Annotated in this window: 16 protein-coding genes; 7 read left to right on the top strand and 9 right to left on the bottom strand. The window is 65.2% G+C overall.

Annotated elements, in window-relative coordinates; all coding sequences use genetic code 11:
• The first annotated feature begins 10 nt into the window (after positions 1 to 10).
• Positions 11 to 862, top strand: coding sequence for a SirB1 family protein (locus EAG14_RS13555; protein WP_121729182.1), 852 nt, complete (start codon positions 11 to 13; stop codon positions 860 to 862).
• Between the two features lie 37 nt (positions 863 to 899).
• On the opposite strand, the gene EAG14_RS13550 is transcribed toward EAG14_RS13555, so the two are convergent.
• Positions 900 to 1,778 carry a plasmid replication/partition related protein gene (locus EAG14_RS13550; RefSeq protein ID WP_121729181.1) on the bottom strand — a complete coding sequence of 293 codons (879 nt, stop codon included), beginning with the start codon at positions 1,776 to 1,778 and terminating at the stop codon, positions 900 to 902.
• A gap of 78 nt (positions 1,779 to 1,856) precedes the next feature.
• Positions 1,857 to 2,936: a transporter gene (locus EAG14_RS13545; RefSeq protein ID WP_240456787.1), complete on the bottom strand. Its 1,080-nt coding sequence runs from the start codon at positions 2,934 to 2,936 to the stop codon at positions 1,857 to 1,859.
• Between the two features lie 159 nt (positions 2,937 to 3,095).
• On the opposite strand from EAG14_RS13545, the gene ppk2 reads away from it, so the two are divergent.
• On the top strand, positions 3,096 to 4,010 hold the full coding sequence (gene ppk2, locus EAG14_RS13540; RefSeq protein ID WP_099658539.1) for a polyphosphate kinase 2: 915 nt from the start codon (positions 3,096 to 3,098) through the stop codon (positions 4,008 to 4,010).
• A 135-nt stretch (positions 4,011 to 4,145) separates the two neighbouring features.
• On the opposite strand, the gene EAG14_RS13535 is transcribed toward ppk2, so the two are convergent.
• From EAG14_RS13535 to EAG14_RS13525, 3 genes are read right to left on the bottom strand one after another with little or no spacing between them, the layout of a single operon-like run.
• Complete coding sequence (locus EAG14_RS13535) at positions 4,146 to 5,141, bottom strand: GlxA family transcriptional regulator (RefSeq protein WP_121729180.1); 996 nt, start codon at positions 5,139 to 5,141, stop codon at positions 4,146 to 4,148.
• Positions 5,142 to 5,199: 58 nt separating this feature from the next.
• A complete protein-coding gene (locus EAG14_RS13530) occupies positions 5,200 to 5,811 on the bottom strand; it encodes a DJ-1/PfpI family protein (protein ID WP_121729179.1) in 612 nt (203 codons plus the stop codon).
• Entirely contained in the window at positions 5,808 to 6,392 is a 585-nt protein-coding gene (locus tag EAG14_RS13525) for a cysteine hydrolase family protein (RefSeq protein ID WP_099740714.1), read from the bottom strand. Before EAG14_RS13525 ends, EAG14_RS13530 begins: the two co-directional genes overlap by 4 nt.
• 272 nt (positions 6,393 to 6,664) lie before the next feature.
• Between EAG14_RS13525 and EAG14_RS13520 the strand changes: the two genes are divergently transcribed.
• A complete protein-coding gene (locus EAG14_RS13520; RefSeq protein WP_121729178.1) occupies positions 6,665 to 7,765 on the top strand; it encodes a PHB depolymerase family esterase in 1,101 nt (366 codons plus the stop codon).
• 94 nt (positions 7,766 to 7,859) lie between these two features.
• Here EAG14_RS13520 and EAG14_RS13515 read toward each other — a convergent pair whose 3' ends face one another.
• Both EAG14_RS13515 and purM read right to left on the bottom strand, forming a co-directional pair.
• Complete coding sequence (locus tag EAG14_RS13515) at positions 7,860 to 8,978, bottom strand: AI-2E family transporter (RefSeq protein ID WP_121729177.1); 1,119 nt, start codon at positions 8,976 to 8,978, stop codon at positions 7,860 to 7,862.
• Positions 8,979 to 8,992: 14 nt separating this feature from the next.
• Positions 8,993 to 10,045 (bottom strand): phosphoribosylformylglycinamidine cyclo-ligase, encoded by a 1,053-nt coding sequence (gene purM / locus EAG14_RS13510; RefSeq protein WP_121729176.1) that lies wholly within the window; start codon positions 10,043 to 10,045, stop codon positions 8,993 to 8,995.
• Positions 10,046 to 10,229: 184 nt separating this feature from the next.
• Between purM and hda the strand changes: the two genes are divergently transcribed.
• From hda to folK, 4 genes are all read left to right on the top strand, one after another.
• Positions 10,230 to 10,928, top strand: a complete 699-nt coding sequence (hda, locus tag EAG14_RS13505; protein ID WP_099740716.1) for a DnaA regulatory inactivator Hda — start codon at positions 10,230 to 10,232, stop codon at positions 10,926 to 10,928.
• A 147-nt stretch (positions 10,929 to 11,075) separates the two neighbouring features.
• On the top strand, positions 11,076 to 11,798 hold the full coding sequence (locus EAG14_RS13500; RefSeq protein WP_371414349.1) for an HAD family hydrolase: 723 nt from the start codon (positions 11,076 to 11,078) through the stop codon (positions 11,796 to 11,798).
• A 42-nt stretch (positions 11,799 to 11,840) separates the two neighbouring features.
• On the top strand, positions 11,841 to 13,424 hold the full coding sequence (gene pcnB / locus EAG14_RS13495; RefSeq protein ID WP_099740718.1) for a polynucleotide adenylyltransferase PcnB: 1,584 nt from the start codon (positions 11,841 to 11,843) through the stop codon (positions 13,422 to 13,424).
• Positions 13,421 to 13,927: a 2-amino-4-hydroxy-6-hydroxymethyldihydropteridine diphosphokinase gene (gene folK / locus EAG14_RS13490; RefSeq protein ID WP_121729174.1), complete on the top strand. Its 507-nt coding sequence runs from the start codon at positions 13,421 to 13,423 to the stop codon at positions 13,925 to 13,927. Before pcnB ends, folK begins: the two co-directional genes overlap by 4 nt.
• Positions 13,928 to 13,969: 42 nt before the next feature.
• Here the strand turns inward: folK and EAG14_RS13485 are convergent, their stop codons facing one another.
• Entirely contained in the window at positions 13,970 to 14,947 is a 978-nt protein-coding gene (locus EAG14_RS13485; protein WP_121729173.1) for a tripartite tricarboxylate transporter substrate binding protein, read from the bottom strand.
• Positions 14,948 to 15,054: 107 nt separating this feature from the next.
• Positions 15,055 to 16,125: a CDP-6-deoxy-delta-3,4-glucoseen reductase gene (locus EAG14_RS13480; RefSeq protein ID WP_121729172.1), complete on the bottom strand. Its 1,071-nt coding sequence runs from the start codon at positions 16,123 to 16,125 to the stop codon at positions 15,055 to 15,057.
• Positions 16,126 to 16,276 lie beyond the last annotated feature (151 nt).

Raw genomic sequence — 16,276 nt, 5'->3', positions numbered from 1 at the left:
AAAATCTGCCATGTCCCTGAGCTACACCGTCCCCTCGTCATTGGAATATTTCGCGTGCCTGGTGCAAAGCGATGAGCACTTCCCCCTGCTCGAAGCAGCCGCCAGCATTGCCCAGGATGAATACCCCGAGCTGGACGTGCAGCAACTGCTGGGCGATGTGGACCAGATGCAGGCCCGCATCGGCAGGCGACTGGCGGTCGATGCACCCGCGCTGCAGCGGCTGCACATGCTCAACCAGTTCTTTTTTTCGGACCTGGGCTTTGCGGGCAACGTCAACAACTACTACGACCCCGAAAACAGCTACCTGAATGCGGTGCTGCGCACGCGCCGGGGCATCCCGATCAGCCTGGCGGTGCTGTGGATGGAGCTGGCCCAGGGGCTGGGCCTGCATGTGCGTGGGGTGGGGTTTCCGGGGCACTTCATGGTGAAGGTGCTGCTGCCCAAGGGGCAGGTGGTGATGGACCCCACCAACGGCCAATCGCTCAGCCGCGAAGACCTGTCAGAGCGGCTGGAGCCCTACAAGCGCCAAAGTGGGCTGGTGGACGACTACGACGTGCCGCTGGGCCTGTATTTGCAGGCCGCCACACCGCGCGACATCATTGCCCGCATGCTGCGCAACCTCAAGGAAGGGCACCGGGCCCAGCAAGACTGGCAGCGCCTGACGGCAGTGCTGGACCGCTTGATCGTGCTGTCCCCCCAGACCTGGGGTGAGCGGCGCGACCGGGGCTTGGCCCACGCCGAGCTGGGCCACGCCAAAGAAGCCGTGGTGGACCTGGAGGCCTACCTCGCCCATGCTGAAGACGGGCTGGATGTGGACATGGTGGCAGACCGGCTCAGCGCGCTGCGGCGCTCGCTGAGCTAAGCCCTCTGACCCCGGCGTCAAAAAACCGGGTGCTGCCTTAAAACGGTTGCCCGTCGTCCCCTGTGGATGGCGCATCAGACCCGCGCAGTTGGGCCAGCTGCTGGCGCAGTGCTTCGTTCTCTGCGGTCAGCTCGGCCACGCGGGCCCGCAGGGTTTGCAGTTCATCTGCGGCGGGGGTGTCACTGGGGGCTGCGGCCTCATCGGCGGCCTTCACAGGCGTCTCTTCGCGGGTCTTGCGCTTGGCTTCGCGCACGCGTTTGGCGGCTTGCTTCAGTTCGTCCTTGCCTGCCACGGCGGCGGCCACTTGTTCTTCGGCGGGCAGCGTGGCCACAGCGGCAGCGGCATTGAGCGAGATGGTGCCGGACTTGACGGCGGCCACCAGCTCGGGCGCTGCCTGCTTCTGGATTTTCTCGATCATCACCACCTGGCTGCTGCTCAGGCGTGCAGCACGGGCGATGGCTTCGCGGCTGCTCAGGTCTTCGGCAGGGGCTACGCTGGTGGCGGCGGTGGCCGCATCGGTAGACGGATCCGCCTCGGCTTGGGATTCTTCAGCCGGGGCGCTGGCCACAAAGGCGGCCGCAGCGCGCGCACGGCGGTCGGCCACAATTTCGCGCTTGCGCAGTGCCAGCACGCCGCGCTGAAAGTCCGACACGCTGCGGCGGCCCAGGTGCTGGTCAATCATCCACAGGTGCACGTCTTCCATCGACTGGAAGTGGGTGTTTTGCACCGTCTGAAAAGGCAGGCTGTGTTTTTGGCAAATGCCGTAGCGGTTGTGTCCGTCCACCAGCACATCGCCCCACAGCACCAGGGCGTCCCGGCAGCCCTCGGCCAAGATGCTGCGCTCCAGCGCATCGTGCTCGTCAGGGGTCAGGGGGTCGATATAGGCTTTGAGTTCTTCGTTGACAACGATGTTCATGGTGTGCGGGCGCGGGGCCGGGTCTACAGGGCAGGGGCGGCATTGTAGTTGCACGCTGCTGCAGCGCTTGGCAGCGTCTCAGTTGTCCCGCGTGCCCCTGAGTGCCAGCCAGCCCGCCACGGCGGTAAAGACCACCAGAATGCACACGATCACCCAAAAACCGTGCTCGCTGCCCGCCAGGGGAATGCCCCCCACGTTCATGCCCAGCAGCCCGGTGAGGATGTTGATGGGCAGCGCCAGCACCGTGACCACCGTCAGCACAAACAGGCTGCGGCTGTTGGCCTCTTGCACGCTGGCGGCCAGCTCTTCCTGCAGCAGCTTGATGCGCTCTTGCAGCCCCTGCATGTCGCGCAGCACGACCGAGAACTCTTCGGTCGAATCGCGCAGCTCTTGCACGTCTTCGGCGCCCATCCAGTGCGGCGGGTGTGCCAGCAGCCGGAACAGGGCGGCGGGCTCGGGCGCCAGCAGGCGCTGCAGCCGCACCAGCAGTCTGCGCAGCACGCCCAGGCGGGCGCGTTTGTGGTTGAGCCGGCCTGCCAGCAACTCGTCTTCAATGCCGTCGATGCGCTGCGTCACGCCGCGCACGATGTCCACCAGCCCTGCCGCCTGGGTGCGCATCAGCTGCTCCAGCAGCGCCACGCTCGAGCGCGGTGTGTGCCCCTGGCGCACCGCCGTGCGCAGGGCATCCACCGATCGCAGCGGGTGCGCCCGCGCGGTGATGACCAGGTGGGGCAGCACGCAGATCCACAGCGTGGCAATGTCGGACGGCTCGAATGCAAAGTCAAAGTGCGCATCGTTGAGCACGCCCATCAAGGCATCGTCATCGCGCTCGATGCGGGTGGAGTACGAGCCGTCTTTGAGGGCTTCAAAAAAAGCGTAAGGCAGGTCGGCGTGGCGCTGCATCCAGCGCACGGCTTGCGCGTGGGCCAGGTTGAAATGCAGCCACACAAAGGCGGCAGGCTGGGCGGGGTCCTGCGGCGCCGCTGTGTCTGGTGCTGCGCCTTGCAGCCGATGGGCGTCCAGCCACTGCACGGCCTCGGTGCTGTCCAGGGGGCGGGCGTGGTGGCCGCCGTCTTGCATCAGATAGCCACAGATCAGGCCTGCGGTATCGCCTCCGTAGCCGCCATGGGGTGCCGTGCTGGCAAGGGGTGCAGTCATGAAGAGGGGGGAGGGCGAAAACGAAGAACGGAGGTGCTGAGGCCAGCCTGCGATGTTGCTGCGGTCGTGTGACTTTTTCATGACTTTTCCGTGGCTGTCATCACTTTGTCACCGGGGCTGGGCAGCATCGGCGCCATCTTTTTTGCACTTCTGACCACCATGCTCCAGAACGCCCCGTTCGACGCCCAGGACCTGATGCAGCGCATCGCCAATGATCTGATCGACAGCTACGACGAAGAGTTGGAGCTGGAGATCGAGGACCGCAACGTGGACGAAGAGGGCGACCTGGTGGCCACGGACAAGCTGGAGCGCCAGCGCTACTTCAAAGAGCTGTTTCGCCTGCAGGGTGAGCTGGTCAAGCTGCAAGACTGGGTGCAGCACAGCCGCCAGAAGGTGGTGATCTTGTTTGAAGGCCGCGACGCGGCGGGCAAGGGCGGCGTCATCAAGCGCATCACCCAGCGGCTGAACCCGCGCGTGGCCCGCGTGGCCGCACTGCCTGCGCCCAATGACCGTGAGCGCACGCAGTGGTACTTTCAGCGCTATGTGGCGCACCTGCCTGCGGCCGGTGAGATGGTGCTGTTCGACCGCAGCTGGTACAACCGCGCGGGCGTTGAGCGGGTGATGGGCTTTTGCTCTGACGACGAGTACGAAGAGTTTTTCCGCACCGTGCCTGACTTTGAAAGAATGCTCGTGCGCTCGGGCATCACGCTGGTCAAATACTGGTTCTCCATCACCGATGAGGAGCAGCACCTGCGCTTTCTGGGGCGCATCCATGACCCGCTCAAGCAGTGGAAGCTCAGCCCCATGGACCTGGAAAGCCGTGTGCGCTGGGAGGCCTACACCAAGGCCAAAGAAACGATGCTGGAGCGCACCCACATCCCCGAAGCGCCCTGGTGGGTGGTGCAGGCGGTCGACAAGAAAAAGGCCCGCCTCAACTGCATTGCCCACCTGCTGGGCCAGTTGCCTTACCAGGAGGTGCCCCACGCCCCCGTGGTGCTGCCAGACCGGGTGCGCAACCCCGAATACCTGCGCCAGCCGGTGCCTGCCTCCATGTACGTGCCCGAGGCGTACTGACGAGAGGGTGTGGGCGAAGGTGTGAGCCAGTCTGTAGGGTGTTTTTGCTCCTGTTTTGGTAGCTGCTAGCGCTTATTTATCGGGCGCTAGGGGCTGAAATGGCACCTATCCCACCTGGCTGGGCAAAGGTTCGCATCAGTGCCCGTGCATATTGCCGCCGGACTGCGATGGCGTGCCGCTGCGGCCAAACTGGTGCCACGCCCGCCGCAATTGCGTGTCTGAGCTGAACCCTGCCAACTCTGCGGCCTGGGTGACGTTGCGACCCGACTGCAGGGCAGCCTCGGCGGTGGCCAGGCGGATGCGGCGCAGGTACTGCAGCGGCGCAATGCCTGCGTGCTCCAGAAACAACCGGGTCAGGTGCCTGGGCGAGGTGTGGGCCACCTCGGCCATGGCGGGCACATTCCACGGCGACTGGGGCTGCTGGCCGATGGCGTCCTGCACGCGGTGCAGGGCGGGGTGCAAGTGGTTGCGGTGGTGCAGAAAGGGCGAGAACTCCGGGTCGTTGGGCCCACGGCGCAGGGCCACCACCATGGCCTGTGCCACCTGGGCGGCCAGCGCAGGGCTGCAGGTTTCGCTGATGCGGTGCAGCAGCAGGTCGATGCCTGTGGTCACCCCGGCGCTGCTGTGCACCGGGCCATCGGCCACAAACACGCGGTTGGCGGCCACGTCGCAGCGCGGGTCCACTTGCGCCAGCTCGCCCAGGTGCAGGTGGTGTGTGGTGGCACGGCGGCCGCTGAGCAAGCCCGCGTGCGCCGCCAGCACGGCACCAGCGCACACGGTCACCAGCTCCAGCTGCCCCGCCGCCAGCCGCAGGCCGCGCAGCCAGTGCAGCAAGGCGCGTGCCTCGGGGTTGTCCACGTCAATGCGCTGCCCCGCCAAGCCCACCAGCACCACCCAGGCGGGTTGCGCCAGGGTGGCGGGTAGCGGCGCCAAGCCGGTCAGCATGGCCCCCACCGAGGTCACAGACTGCGGCGTGGGGCTGACGAAGTGCTGCACAAACCGCGCAGGCTGCCCTTGTGCCACCAGCGCCTGGTTGGCAATGCGCAGTGCCTCGGCAGGGCCCGCCCAGTCGAGCACCAGGCTGCCTGGCAACAGGGCAAAGTAGACGTGGATGGGGTGTGTTTCTGGCATCGCTTATTTTGGCCCACCCGCCATGCAGCTGGCGCCGCCTGGCGGTGGGCGGCATGGTTTAAGGCGTAGGGTTCCAGGGCGTGTCCATTTGGCGGGCTGTGCGCTCGGCCAGGGCGGGGCTCAGCAAGCGGCTGACCAGGTGCAGGCTCATGTCGATGCCTGCGCTGATGCCCGCCGACGTGACCAGCCGCCCCTGATCGACCCAGCGCACCTGCTCTTGAACGGCGAGTTGTGGAAACTGCGCGCGCAGATCGCCAATGTCTTCCCAGTGGGTGGTGACGGGCCCCTCACGCAGCACACCGGCTGCCGCCAGAATGAACGCCCCGGTGCACACCGACGCGGTGATGCTGGCGCTCTGGGCGGCCTGTGCCACCCACTGGCGCGTGGCGGGGCATGCGGCGGCGGTGTCGACCACGCCGCCGGGCACGACCAGCACATCGGGCGCTGCCGCGCTGACAAAGTCGGCATCTGGCAACACCCGCAGCCCGGCGCGGGCGCGTACGGCATCCAGGGTGCGGGCCACGCATTGCACGCTGAAGGCCGGGGCTGCACCGGGCTGCGCGCGTTGGTGCATGCGGGTGGCAGTGGTGAAGACTTCATACGGGCCGCCCAGGTCCAGGGCTTCCACATCGTCAAACACCAAGATGGAGATGTTCAGGGTGCGGCTCATGCGTGCACCCCGGTCAAGGCGGCAGACTGGGCCCGTGCAAGTGCTTCATCCACCGTGCACAGCGTGGCAAAGCGGCCTTGCAGCACGGTCGCGGTGCGAGTTTTGATGTCGGCGGCCGCCAGCGTCTGGCCGTCGGGCTGCACCATGTCCCAGGTGTGGGTGGCGTCCAGCACATAGTCCACGTTCCAGCCCAGGTCAGAGGCGTGGCGGGTGGTGGTTTCGCAGCATTGCTCGGTGCGGATGCCGCTGATGATGAGGTTCTGGACACCATGGCGTGTCAGCCATACATCCAGGCCCGTACCCACCAGCGCGCTGTGGCGCGACTTGGTGAAGGTGGCTGCAGCATCAAAGTCCGCAAGGCCCTTCAGGGGGCTCACGTGGCCGGAAGTCTGCGAGAAGGGATTGGCGGCCGTCTCTGGCCCTTCGGAGTGAAACACCCGCACCACGGGAATGCCCTGGGCGATGCAGCCCTCGATCAAGGCATTTTGTGCAGCCAGGTAGGCGGGCAGGCCTGTTTCTGTGAAAAACGGGCGGTGCCGAAACGATTCCTGGACATCAATCACTATCAGACAAGTTTTCATGAAGCAGCCTTTTGCAAGTGGGTGGATATGCGCTTATTTTGAAGGCGCTACAGCCTGCCGTCAGTTCAGGGTTGGACGAGTTTCGATCAAATCAGGACATGCATGGAAAAATCTGTGTGTAGTCTTTTTGGGGCTTTTGTGGGCCATGCAGGGGCCGCGCACCGGGCCCGTGCCTTGCTGGCGAGGTTTGCAACCTGCCGTAAATCAAGGCTTGGGCCAATACCTGCTATGGTGATCAGGGTTTTCCCTTATTTTCTGGAGCCATTGCCCCCATGCCTCACAAAAGCAGTCTGTTTTCGTTGGCGGCGCTCACCCGCGCTTACCGACGCAACCTGGCGGCGTTGGTGCGCGTGGCCAAGCCTGTGAAGGGCAAGAAACGCGCGCCTGTGCAGGGTGGCGCTGTGCCCCGCAAAGCGGCGCGGGCGGCGCCCAGGCGCAGCACTCCACTGGCAGGTGCGTCTTCCGAGTGGTTGGCGGGGATTGCCCCCGGCCCGGCAGGGGCGCGGCGCTTCCATTTTTTTGTGCCTGCGGGGTTGGCGCCAGCCCCGGGGGAGTCGTTTCCGTTGCTGGTCATGTTGCATGGCTGCGGGCAAACGGGGCGCGACCTGGCTGCCAGCTCGCGCATGAACCGCCTGGCGGCGCGCAAGCGTTTTTTGGTGCTGTACCCCGAGCAAGAGCGTGTGGCCAATGCCCATGGTTGCTGGAACTGGTACGACCGCCGCAGTGGCAAGGCCGATGCCGAGGCCGCCACCTTGCTGGCCGCTGTGGACCAGGTTGCGCGTCGCCATCCGGTGGATCTGGAGCGTGTGGCTGTGGCGGGCTTGTCTGCTGGCGGCAGCATGGCTGCGCTGCTGGGGGCGCGCTACCCATCGCGCTTTTGCGCGGTGGTCATGCACTCCGGGGTGGCCCCGGGCACGGCTGAATCCGCCGCCACCGCCGTGGCCGCCATGCGTGGCAGCCGCGATGCGCATTTGCCGATCGCACAGGCTCCGTTGCCTGCGGGCGGCTTGGGGGGCGTTGGCGATGGGGTTGCGGCAGATCGCCAGTCCCTGCCGCCGCTGCTCATCCTGCATGGCGATGCCGATGGCGTTGTCTCGGTGCGCAATGCCGCCGCCACGGCGGTGCTGTGGGCCAGTGCGGCGGGCGCACGGGCGACGGCATCGCGCACCCTGCGCCGAGGCCAGCGCTACCCCATGCAGGCCATGGAGTTCAAGGCCCACGGTCAGGTGGTGGTGTCGGTGCGGGAGATCACCGGGCTGGGCCACGCCTGGAGCGGCGGGGCCCCAGGCTTGCCCCACAGCGACCCGGCGGGGCCTGATGCTTCGGCACTGGCCTGGGCTTTTGTCGCAAGGCAGTTTGGCCGCCTGGCTTAGAACAGGGTCTTGGGGATTTGGAGCTAAATATGCCTCTGGCGCCCGTTGAATAAGCGCAAGGCGCTATCAATTTTGAATGGAATCGGCGGGCGAATCAAACCAGCCGTGCAGCGACCAGTTCTTTCTTGAGGTAGGCGTAAAACAAGGGCGCCGCCACCAGCCCGGCCGGGCCAAAAATGGCCTCGGCCACAAACATCACACTCAGCAACTCCCACACGCCCATCTGGGTGCGCTGGCCCACCACCTTGGCGTTGATGACGTATTCGGCCTTGTGGATCAGGATCAGAAAGCCCAGGCAGGCGGCGGCGGCCATGGGGGACACCGACAGGCCTACGATGGTCATCACCACGTTGCACAGCAAATTGCCCACGATGGGCACCAGCCCCGCGATAAAAGTGAGGGTGATGAGCACCGGGGTGTAGGGCAGGTCCATGCCCCAGAACGGCAGCACAAACAGCAGGAAGAGCGCGGTCAGCAGCGTGTTGAACGCCGCAATCCAGAATTGGGCGGCCACGATTTGCCGGAATGCCTCGCCAAACAGCGTGATGCGCTGGGCGAGCTGCTGGGCGAGGGGCCCCAGGGAGGCTTTGGAGGTGCGCACCGCCGCCAGGGAGCCGATGAGCAGGCCCACATAGGCAAACAGCACGCTGCCCAGCCACGCACGCCCGGCCATGGCCAGTGCGCCCGCCTTGGCGCCCAGGTAGCTGGCGATGATGCGCTGGATTTCTGCCGCGCCCTCGGGCAGGTGGGCGGCCATGTCGGCCGGCAGCTTCAGGCGCAGTTCCAGCACCGTGCGGGCCATGTAGGTGAGCAGCTCGCGGTATTGCTGCGGTGCATCGACCAGGTACCCGCGCGAGTGGGTGAGCCCGGCCGCCAGCAATGCCAGGGGCATGAGCATGACCACGGCGGCGGCCACCACCTGGGCGGCGCGGGGCGTGCCGCGCTGCGCCGCATTAGCGCCTTGCAGTCGGTGCAACCCGGCCGTGAGCCAGCCCGTGAGGGCGCGGGTGAGCAAGAAGCCCAGGCACACGCACAGCAGCCCGGGCAGCAGCCCGCGCCACATCACCAGCAGCAAGGCAGAGGCCATCAGCAGGTAGCTGGCCAACACAATGCCCGAGCGCGCAGCCCACAGGGGCTGCGACGGTGCGGTGTAGCTGGTGAGCGCTGCCGAGGGCGACTCAGGCGGGAGGGCTGGGGGCTGGTGCTGCGCCATGCGCGTGCTGCAGATCAGCCAACGACCACGGCGGCATCTTCGCCGCGCGGCGCAATGGCGCCGATGGTGTAGACCTGCTCGCCTGCAGCGCGCAGCGTGGCGGCTGTGGCCTCAGCGTTGGCGGCATCAACCACCACCACCATGCCAATGCCGTTGTTGAAGGTGCGGTTCATCTCGATGTCATCGATGCCTGCGGTCTTTTGCAGCCAGGCAAACAGCTCGGTCTGGGGCCAGCTGCCCTTGGTCAGGTGGGCTGCAGTGCCTTCGGGCAGCACGCGGGGAATGTTCTCCAGCAGGCCGCCGCCGGTGATGTGAGCCAGGGCCTTGATGGGGTGCTGGGCCAGCGCGGCCAGCACGTTCTTCACGTACAGGCGGGTGGGCTCCATGATGGCTTGCTTGAAGGGCTTGCCGTCCAGCGTGGCGGGCACGGTGCCAGCGGCTTCGGCGCGGTCAATGCACTTGCGCACCAGGCTGAAGCCGTTGGAATGCACGCCGTGGCTGGCCAGCCCCAGCACCACGTCGCCGGGCTGCACGGTTTGGCCGGTCAGGATTTTGGATTTTTCGACCGCGCCCACGGCAAAACCGGCCAGGTCGTATTCGCCAGCGGGGTACATGCCAGGCATTTCGGCGGTTTCGCCGCCAATCAGCGCGCAGCCAGACAGCTCGCAGCCCTTGGCAATGCCGCCCACCACGGCAGCGGCCGTGTCCACATCGAGCTTGCCGCAGGCAAAGTAGTCGAGGAAGAACAGGGGCTCGGCGCCCTGCACCAGCACGTCGTTCACGCTCATTGCCACCAGGTCGATGCCCACGGTGTCGTGCATGTTCCATTCAAACGCCAGCTTGAGCTTGGTGCCCACGCCGTCGGTGCCGCTGACCAGCACGGGTTCCTTGTAGCGCTTGGGCACTTCAAACAGGGCGCCAAAGCCGCCAATGCCTGCCAGCACGCCTTCGCGCATGGTTTTTTTGGCCAGGGGCTTGATGCGCTCGACAAGGGCGTCACCGGCGTCGATGTCAACGCCAGCGTCTTTGTAGGACAGGGGGGTAGGGGTAGCGGCAGAGTTGCTCATGGCAGGGTAAGCACGGACCAGCGTGCGCAGCAGACTAAAATTTGCCCAGATTTTACGGGCTGCGCGCTGACCACCCCGCCGCAACCCTTCCATACTGTCCTGTTTTCTCTCTGTTCTCTCTGGAGCCCATGCAGTTCTACGCTTTTTCTTCTCGCTCCAGCATGTCGCCCAGCAGGCTGCTGCCATGAAGCAGCTGGCGCTGGATATCGGCCTGGTCACCGGGCCGACGCTTTCGAGCTTCTATGCAGGCCCCAATGATGCTGCTTTGCAACACCTGCGCCTGTGGGCGGGTGAGGGCAGCAGCCAGAGCACGCGCTCACCGGTGCCCACCTATTTGTGGGGCGAGGCGGGCAGCGGCAAAACCCATTTGCTCAAGGCCGTGTGCGAAGCCTTGCACGAGCAGGGCGCCAGCGTGGGCTGGATGGACGCCACCGTGGCCAATCCTCCAGACTTTGACGAGCGCTGGGCGGCCGTGGTGATGGACGAAGTGCATCTTTACAACACTGCGCAGCAGGCCAGTGCCTTCAACTGGTTTGTGAATGCCATCAACCCGGCCACGGGCGGCCAGCGTTGGGTGCTTGCGGCTGGCGATTTGCCCCCGGCTGACCTGCCACTGCGCGACGATCTGCGCAGCCGCATGGGCTGGGGCCATGTGTTTCAGCTGCAGTTGCTCGACGAAACCGCCCGCCGCGCGGTGCTGCGCCAGGAGGCCGACGCACGGGGCGTATTCCTGGGCGACGAGGTCATGGACTTCATGCTCAAGCGTTTCTCGCGGGATCTGGGCAGCCTGATGCAATTGCTGGACCAACTGGATGCCTTTGCGCTGCGCACCCAGCGTGCCATCACCATTCCGCTGCTCAAGGCCATGCTCGAGTCGGAATGAACAATGAGGGACAACCCCCTGAGCGGCCAGCGCACGCCAGCAAAGCGCCGCCTCTGCGGCGGGGCGGCCCTTGCGCGGCGACCGCTGGGTTTGGGCAGCGACAGTTTTTGCAATCGCTCACGCAGCGCAACTTATTGAATGATTGAAATGCAAAGAAGCCGCCTTCGCTTGGCACTTTTTGACCTGGACCACACGTTGCTGCCGCTCGACTCGGACTACGAGTGGGGCGAGTTCACTATCCGCATCGGCTGGAACGACCCGGTGGAGTTTGCGCGTCGCAACGATGAGTTTTACGCCCACTACCAGGCTGGAACGCTCAACGTGCACGACTACGTGCGCTTTGCCACCGAAGCCGTGCGCCTTCGGGGTGCCGATGCAGCGGCCACGGCGCACCAGCAATTCATGCGCGAGGTGATTGGCCCGGCCATTCGCCCCCAGGCGCTCGATTTGATCCGCCAGCACGAGGCCGCAGGCGACCAAGTGGTCATCGTCACGGCCACCAACGAGTTCGTGACCCGCCCCATCGCCCAGGCGCTGGGCGTGCAGGAGTTGCTGGCCGTGCAACTGGCCCGCGACACCAACGGCTGGTACACGGGCGAAATTGACGGCATACCGACCATGCGCGAGGGCAAGGTGCTGCGCATGGAACAATGGTTGGCTGCGCGCCAGCTCACTTGGGCTGATGTGGACAGCACCTTCTACAGCGATTCTATGAACGACGTGCCGCTGCTGGAAAAAGTCAACCACCCCGTGGCTACCAACCCCGACCCGCGCCTGCGCGCTCTGGCGCAAGAGCGCGGCTGGCGCATACTGGACCTGTTTTCGGCAGACGCATCCGCTGCCGCTACAGGCGCCCCTGCTGCTGCCTAAAGGCTGCCCCACAGCGCCCATTCACCTGTTTACTGCATACCCATGATCAAGAAGTTCATCGACAAACTACTGGGCAAATCGACGCCCGGCACCTCTGGCGGCAAGCCCCATTTTGGCAAGCGCGAAGAGGTGCCCGCGTCCGTGCACGGCATCAACCCCGAGCTGGTGGACCGGCGGGCGGCCGATGTGGTGCACACCCTCAAGGACGCGGGCTTTGAGGCCTACATCGTGGGCGGCGCGGTGCGGGACTTGTTGCTGGGCCTGCGCCCCAAGGACTTTGACGTGGCCACCAATGCCACGCCTGAGCAGGTCAAGGCGCTGTTTCGCCGCGCCTTCATCATTGGCAAGCGCTTTCGCATCGTGCACGTGGTGCATGGCCGGGGGCGTGAGCATGAGGTGATCGAGGTTTCTACCTTCCGCGCCTACCTCGATAACTCGGCTGCAGGCCAGGTCAGTGGCAATGAAAAGACCAGCAAGGCCCAGCTGTCGGGCATGCAGCATGCGGTGGACGCCAGCGGCCGTGTGCTGCGCGACAACGTGTGGGGCCCGCAAGACGAAGACGCCACCCGCCGCGACTTCACCGTCAACGCCATGTACTACGACCCGGAAACCCAGGTGGTGGTGGACTACCACAAGGGCATTCAGGACGCCAAGAAGAAGACCCTGCGCATGATTGGCGACCCCGCCACGCGCTACCGCGAAGACCCGGTGCGCATCATCCGCGCGGTGCGCTTTGCCGCCAAGCTCAGCCAGTTGGGCTTCTCTATCGAAGCTAAGACTGCCGCGCCCCTGGTGCAGTCGCAAACCTTGCTGGCCGATGTGCCCCAAAGCCGCATGTTTGACGAAATGCTCAAGCTGCTGCAAACCGGCCACGCCATTGCCACCATCGAGCAGTTGCGCAAGCTGGGCATGGCCAAGGGCATCTACCCGCTGCTGGACGTGGCGGTGGAGCGTGCCGACAGCCCGTTTGTCAAAGCCGCGCTGGTGGACACCGACCGCCGCGTGAACGAAGGCAAGCCCGTGGCCCCCAGCTTTTTGCTGGCCTGTGTGCTGTGGGAAGATGTGCGCAAGGGCTGGGAAGACCGCATGGGGCGGCGTGAACATGCTTTGCCTGCGCTGCAAGACTCCATTGACGAGGTGTTTGAGCGGCGCATTGGCGACGTGTCTGGCCGTGGCAAGCTGGCCGCCGACATGCGCGAAATCTGGGTCATGCAACCCCGCTTTGAAAAGCGCGTGGGTAACACGCCGTTTGGCATGGTGATGCAGCCCCGCTTCCGCGCAGGCTTTGACTTCATGCGTTTGCGCGCCGACATTGGCGAGGTGGAAGAGGCCCTGGCCGAGTGGTGGCAAGACTTCCAGACGGCAGACGATGAGCGCCGTGAAGACCTGCTGGACCAGGCCCGCGAAGAGCAAAAGGCCCGCCTCAAAGCCCAGCAGCAAGCACAACAACCCGTGGTGCGCCGCGTGCCCAAAAAGCCCGCTGCTGGAGCCGCCGCCACGGCCGATGCCGCAGCAGCCGATCTGCCGGAGCCTGCTGAAGACGGGTCAGCCCCCAAAAAACGCCGCCGCCGTCGCCGCAAGCCGGGCGGTGCTGGCGGGGATGCCGCCCCAGCCACCAGCGAATGAGCGCGGCGGTGCCTGTGGATGTCTGGGTGGGCCTGGGCGCCAACCTGGGCGAGCGCGAGCAGGCGCTGCACGAGGCCTTGCAGGCCATGGCCCGTTGGCCAGACACGCGGCTGGTCAATGTTTCGGCCTTGTACGCCAGTGCACCGATCGATGCGGGCGGCCCAGACTACTTGAACGCTGTGGCCTTGCTGCGCACCATGCTGCCTGCGCTGGAGGTGCTGCAGCGCCTGCAATCGATAGAGCAGGGCGCTGGCCGCGAGCGGCCCTACCGCAACGCTCCGCGCACGCTGGACTTGGACATCCTGCGCTATGGCAACGCCGAGCTGGACACCCCCACCCTCACCGTGCCTCACCCCCGCATGGCCGAGCGCGCCTTCGTGCTGCGGCCGCTGGCCGAAGTGTCGCCCACGCTGGTGAGCGAGGCTGCCTTGCAGGCCGTGGCAGACCAGCGCATTGAGCGACTGCCAAAAGCCTGGACGGCTGACTTGCTATCAAAAAAGTAGCTGCTAGCGCTTGATGGGCAAGCGCTACAGCCTATTTTCATCTTAATCGACCTTGGCGCCCGAGAGCTTGACTACTTCCTGGTACCTGGCGCGCTCGCTGGCCATGAAGCTCTCAAACTGTTGCGGTGTGGTGGCCACAGGCTCAGCCAGCAGGGCGCCAAAACGAGTTTTGGTCTCAGGGGCCTGCAGCGCGGCCACGAAGGCCTTGTTGAGCTTGTCGATCACGGGCTTGGGTGTGCCCTTGGGGGCCACCAGGCCCCACCAGGTGTCGATGGAGAACCCCTTGAAGGTGTTGGCCATGGGGGGCACGCCGGGCAGTGCCGAAGAGGCCTCCAGGGACGTTACGGCCAGCGCCTTGAGCTTGCCTGAGCGGATGTTGGGTGCCGCGGCAGCCAGGTTGTCGATGTTGAAGTCCACCTCGCCTGCCAAAAGCGCCAGCTGTGCGGGGTTGGCCCCGCGGTAGGGAATATGCAGCGCAAAGATGTTGGCGCGCTGCTTGAACATTTCTCCGGCCAGATGGCCCGCGCTGCCGTTGCCGCCGCTGCCGTAGTTGAGCTTGGCGGGATTGGCCTTGGCGTAGGCGATGAGGTCTGCCAGGGTGTGGATCTTGAGTTGTTCCGCTTTGGCGGCGTTCATCACCAGCACATTGGGCACGCGCACCATCTGCGTGATGGCCGTGAAGTCTTTGCCCGCGTCAAAGGGCATCCGGGTGTAGAGCCAGGGGTTGACGGCGTGGGTGGCCGTGGCGGCAATGCCGATGGTCAGCCCGTCGGGTGACGCTTTGGCAATGGCGTCTGCGCCGATGTTGCCGCCTGCACCCCCCTTGTTATCAATGATCACGGTGCCCAGCGAGTCGCGCACACGCTCTGCCAGTGCCCGTGCGGTCACGTCGATCGGGCCACCCGGTGCATAAGGCACGATCAGCCGAATGGGTTGCCCGGCGTCTTGCGACAAGGCCAGCGGGGTGGAAAAGGCGGCGGTGACTGCCGCACTGGCAATGAGGAGGTTTCTGCGGTTCATGGCGTGATTGTTGCAAAAAAGAAAACTGCCTGGGTGCCGAGAACCTTTTCATCGAGGGCCAAAGGCAGCCCTTCGGGTTGCGTGGGGCTGCCAGCGCAGTGCCGTCGTCACGCAGAAGGGCCGTGCTTGTCCGCTTCAGAGGTGAAAGAGTCTGCGTAAAACTCGTCAGCAGGCAGCCCCCGCTGGGCGCTGTACGCTGTGCGCGCCGATTCGACCACGATGGGCGCGCCGCAGGCATACACCTGGTGGCCCGAGAGGTCGGCAAAATCATCCAGCACGGCCTGGTGCACAAAGCCTGTGCGGCCGGTCCATCCGTCTTGCGGCTGGGCGTCGGACACCACGGGCACATAGCGCAGGTGTGGCATGTGCGCGGCTTGTTCCAACACCCACTGGTGCATGTACAGGTCTTCGGGGCGGCGGCCGCCCCAGTACAGCGTGGTGGGGCGGGTGATGGCCTTGGCTTGCATGTGCTCGATCAAGGCTTTGATGGGGGCAAAGCCTGTTCCAGAAGCCAGCAGCACGATGGGTTTGTCAGAGTCTTCGCGCAGGAAGAAGCTGCCAAAGGGGCCCTCGATCCGCAGGATTTCTTTCTCTTTCATCGCGCCGAACACATGGTCGGTGAACTTGCCGCCCGGCAGGTGGCGGATGTGCAGCTCAATGCCTGCGGCAGCCTCTTGCGTGTGCGGTGCATTGGCCATGGAATAGGCCCGGCGGGCCCCGTCGCGCAGGATGAACTCCACGTATTGCCCTGCGTGGTAGCGGAAAGTGTCTGCCGCAGGCAGTTGCAGTCGAATCCGCATCACATCGTGGGACTGCTTTTCCAGCGAGGAGACACGCACCGGCATTTTCTTGATGGGGTAGGCACTTTCATCGGTCACCTGGCGTGACTCCAGCACCACATCGGACAGCGGCCGCGCACAGCAGGTCAGCACAAAACCGGCAGCCTCTTCTTCCGCGCTCAGCGCCTTGGCCTGGTGATCGGTGTGGGTGACGGAGCCGCTGGTCTTTTTGCACTTGCAGGAGCCACAGGCGCCGTCTTTGCAGCCGTAGGGCAGGCCTACGCCGCTGCGGATGGCTGCGGCCAGGATGGTTTCATCGCCTTGGCTTTGGAAGGTGCGCCCGCTGGGCGTTACAGAGATCTGGAATGCGGCGCCAGCAGCGTCGTCGGGTCGCGTCATGTTGTGGGTATCCTCGGGGGCTTATGCGAATGGCGCCAATTTTGCCCGCAGAAACTGAAGGTGTGCTGAGCTGCACGGCTTTGCATTGCGTTTGCTCAGTGCGCCGCAAGGGTTTGGCCCTGGCGCTGTGGGCTTCAGAGCCTGTGGGTCG

Origin of the sequence: Acidovorax sp. 1608163 (genome assembly GCF_003669015.1) — a bacterium.
Lineage (GTDB): Bacteria > Pseudomonadota > Gammaproteobacteria > Burkholderiales > Burkholderiaceae_C > Acidovorax.
Note: the sequence above shows the minus strand (reverse complement) of the source record. Positions and strands in the feature narration are given on the sequence as shown.

Coding starts and splice junctions, on each gene's coding strand:
- EAG14_RS13555 (WP_121729182.1), top strand. CDS start 11: ATGTCCCTGAGCTACACCGTCCCCTCGTCATTGGAATATTTCGCGTGC.
- EAG14_RS13550 (WP_121729181.1), bottom strand. CDS start 1,778: ATGAACATCGTTGTCAACGAAGAACTCAAAGCCTATATCGACCCCCTG.
- EAG14_RS13545 (WP_240456787.1), bottom strand. CDS start 2,936: ATGACTGCACCCCTTGCCAGCACGGCACCCCATGGCGGCTACGGAGGC.
- ppk2 (WP_099658539.1), top strand. CDS start 3,096: ATGCTCCAGAACGCCCCGTTCGACGCCCAGGACCTGATGCAGCGCATC.
- EAG14_RS13535 (WP_121729180.1), bottom strand. CDS start 5,141: ATGCCAGAAACACACCCCATCCACGTCTACTTTGCCCTGTTGCCAGGC.
- EAG14_RS13530 (WP_121729179.1), bottom strand. CDS start 5,811: ATGAGCCGCACCCTGAACATCTCCATCTTGGTGTTTGACGATGTGGAA.
- EAG14_RS13525 (WP_099740714.1), bottom strand. CDS start 6,392: ATGAAAACTTGTCTGATAGTGATTGATGTCCAGGAATCGTTTCGGCAC.
- EAG14_RS13520 (WP_121729178.1), top strand. CDS start 6,665: ATGCCTCACAAAAGCAGTCTGTTTTCGTTGGCGGCGCTCACCCGCGCT.
- EAG14_RS13515 (WP_121729177.1), bottom strand. CDS start 8,978: ATGGCGCAGCACCAGCCCCCAGCCCTCCCGCCTGAGTCGCCCTCGGCA.
- purM (WP_121729176.1), bottom strand. CDS start 10,045: ATGAGCAACTCTGCCGCTACCCCTACCCCCCTGTCCTACAAAGACGCT.
- hda (WP_099740716.1), top strand. CDS start 10,230: ATGAAGCAGCTGGCGCTGGATATCGGCCTGGTCACCGGGCCGACGCTT.
- EAG14_RS13500 (WP_371414349.1), top strand. CDS start 11,076: ATGCAAAGAAGCCGCCTTCGCTTGGCACTTTTTGACCTGGACCACACG.
- pcnB (WP_099740718.1), top strand. CDS start 11,841: ATGATCAAGAAGTTCATCGACAAACTACTGGGCAAATCGACGCCCGGC.
- folK (WP_121729174.1), top strand. CDS start 13,421: ATGAGCGCGGCGGTGCCTGTGGATGTCTGGGTGGGCCTGGGCGCCAAC.
- EAG14_RS13485 (WP_121729173.1), bottom strand. CDS start 14,947: ATGAACCGCAGAAACCTCCTCATTGCCAGTGCGGCAGTCACCGCCGCC.
- EAG14_RS13480 (WP_121729172.1), bottom strand. CDS start 16,125: ATGACGCGACCCGACGACGCTGCTGGCGCCGCATTCCAGATCTCTGTA.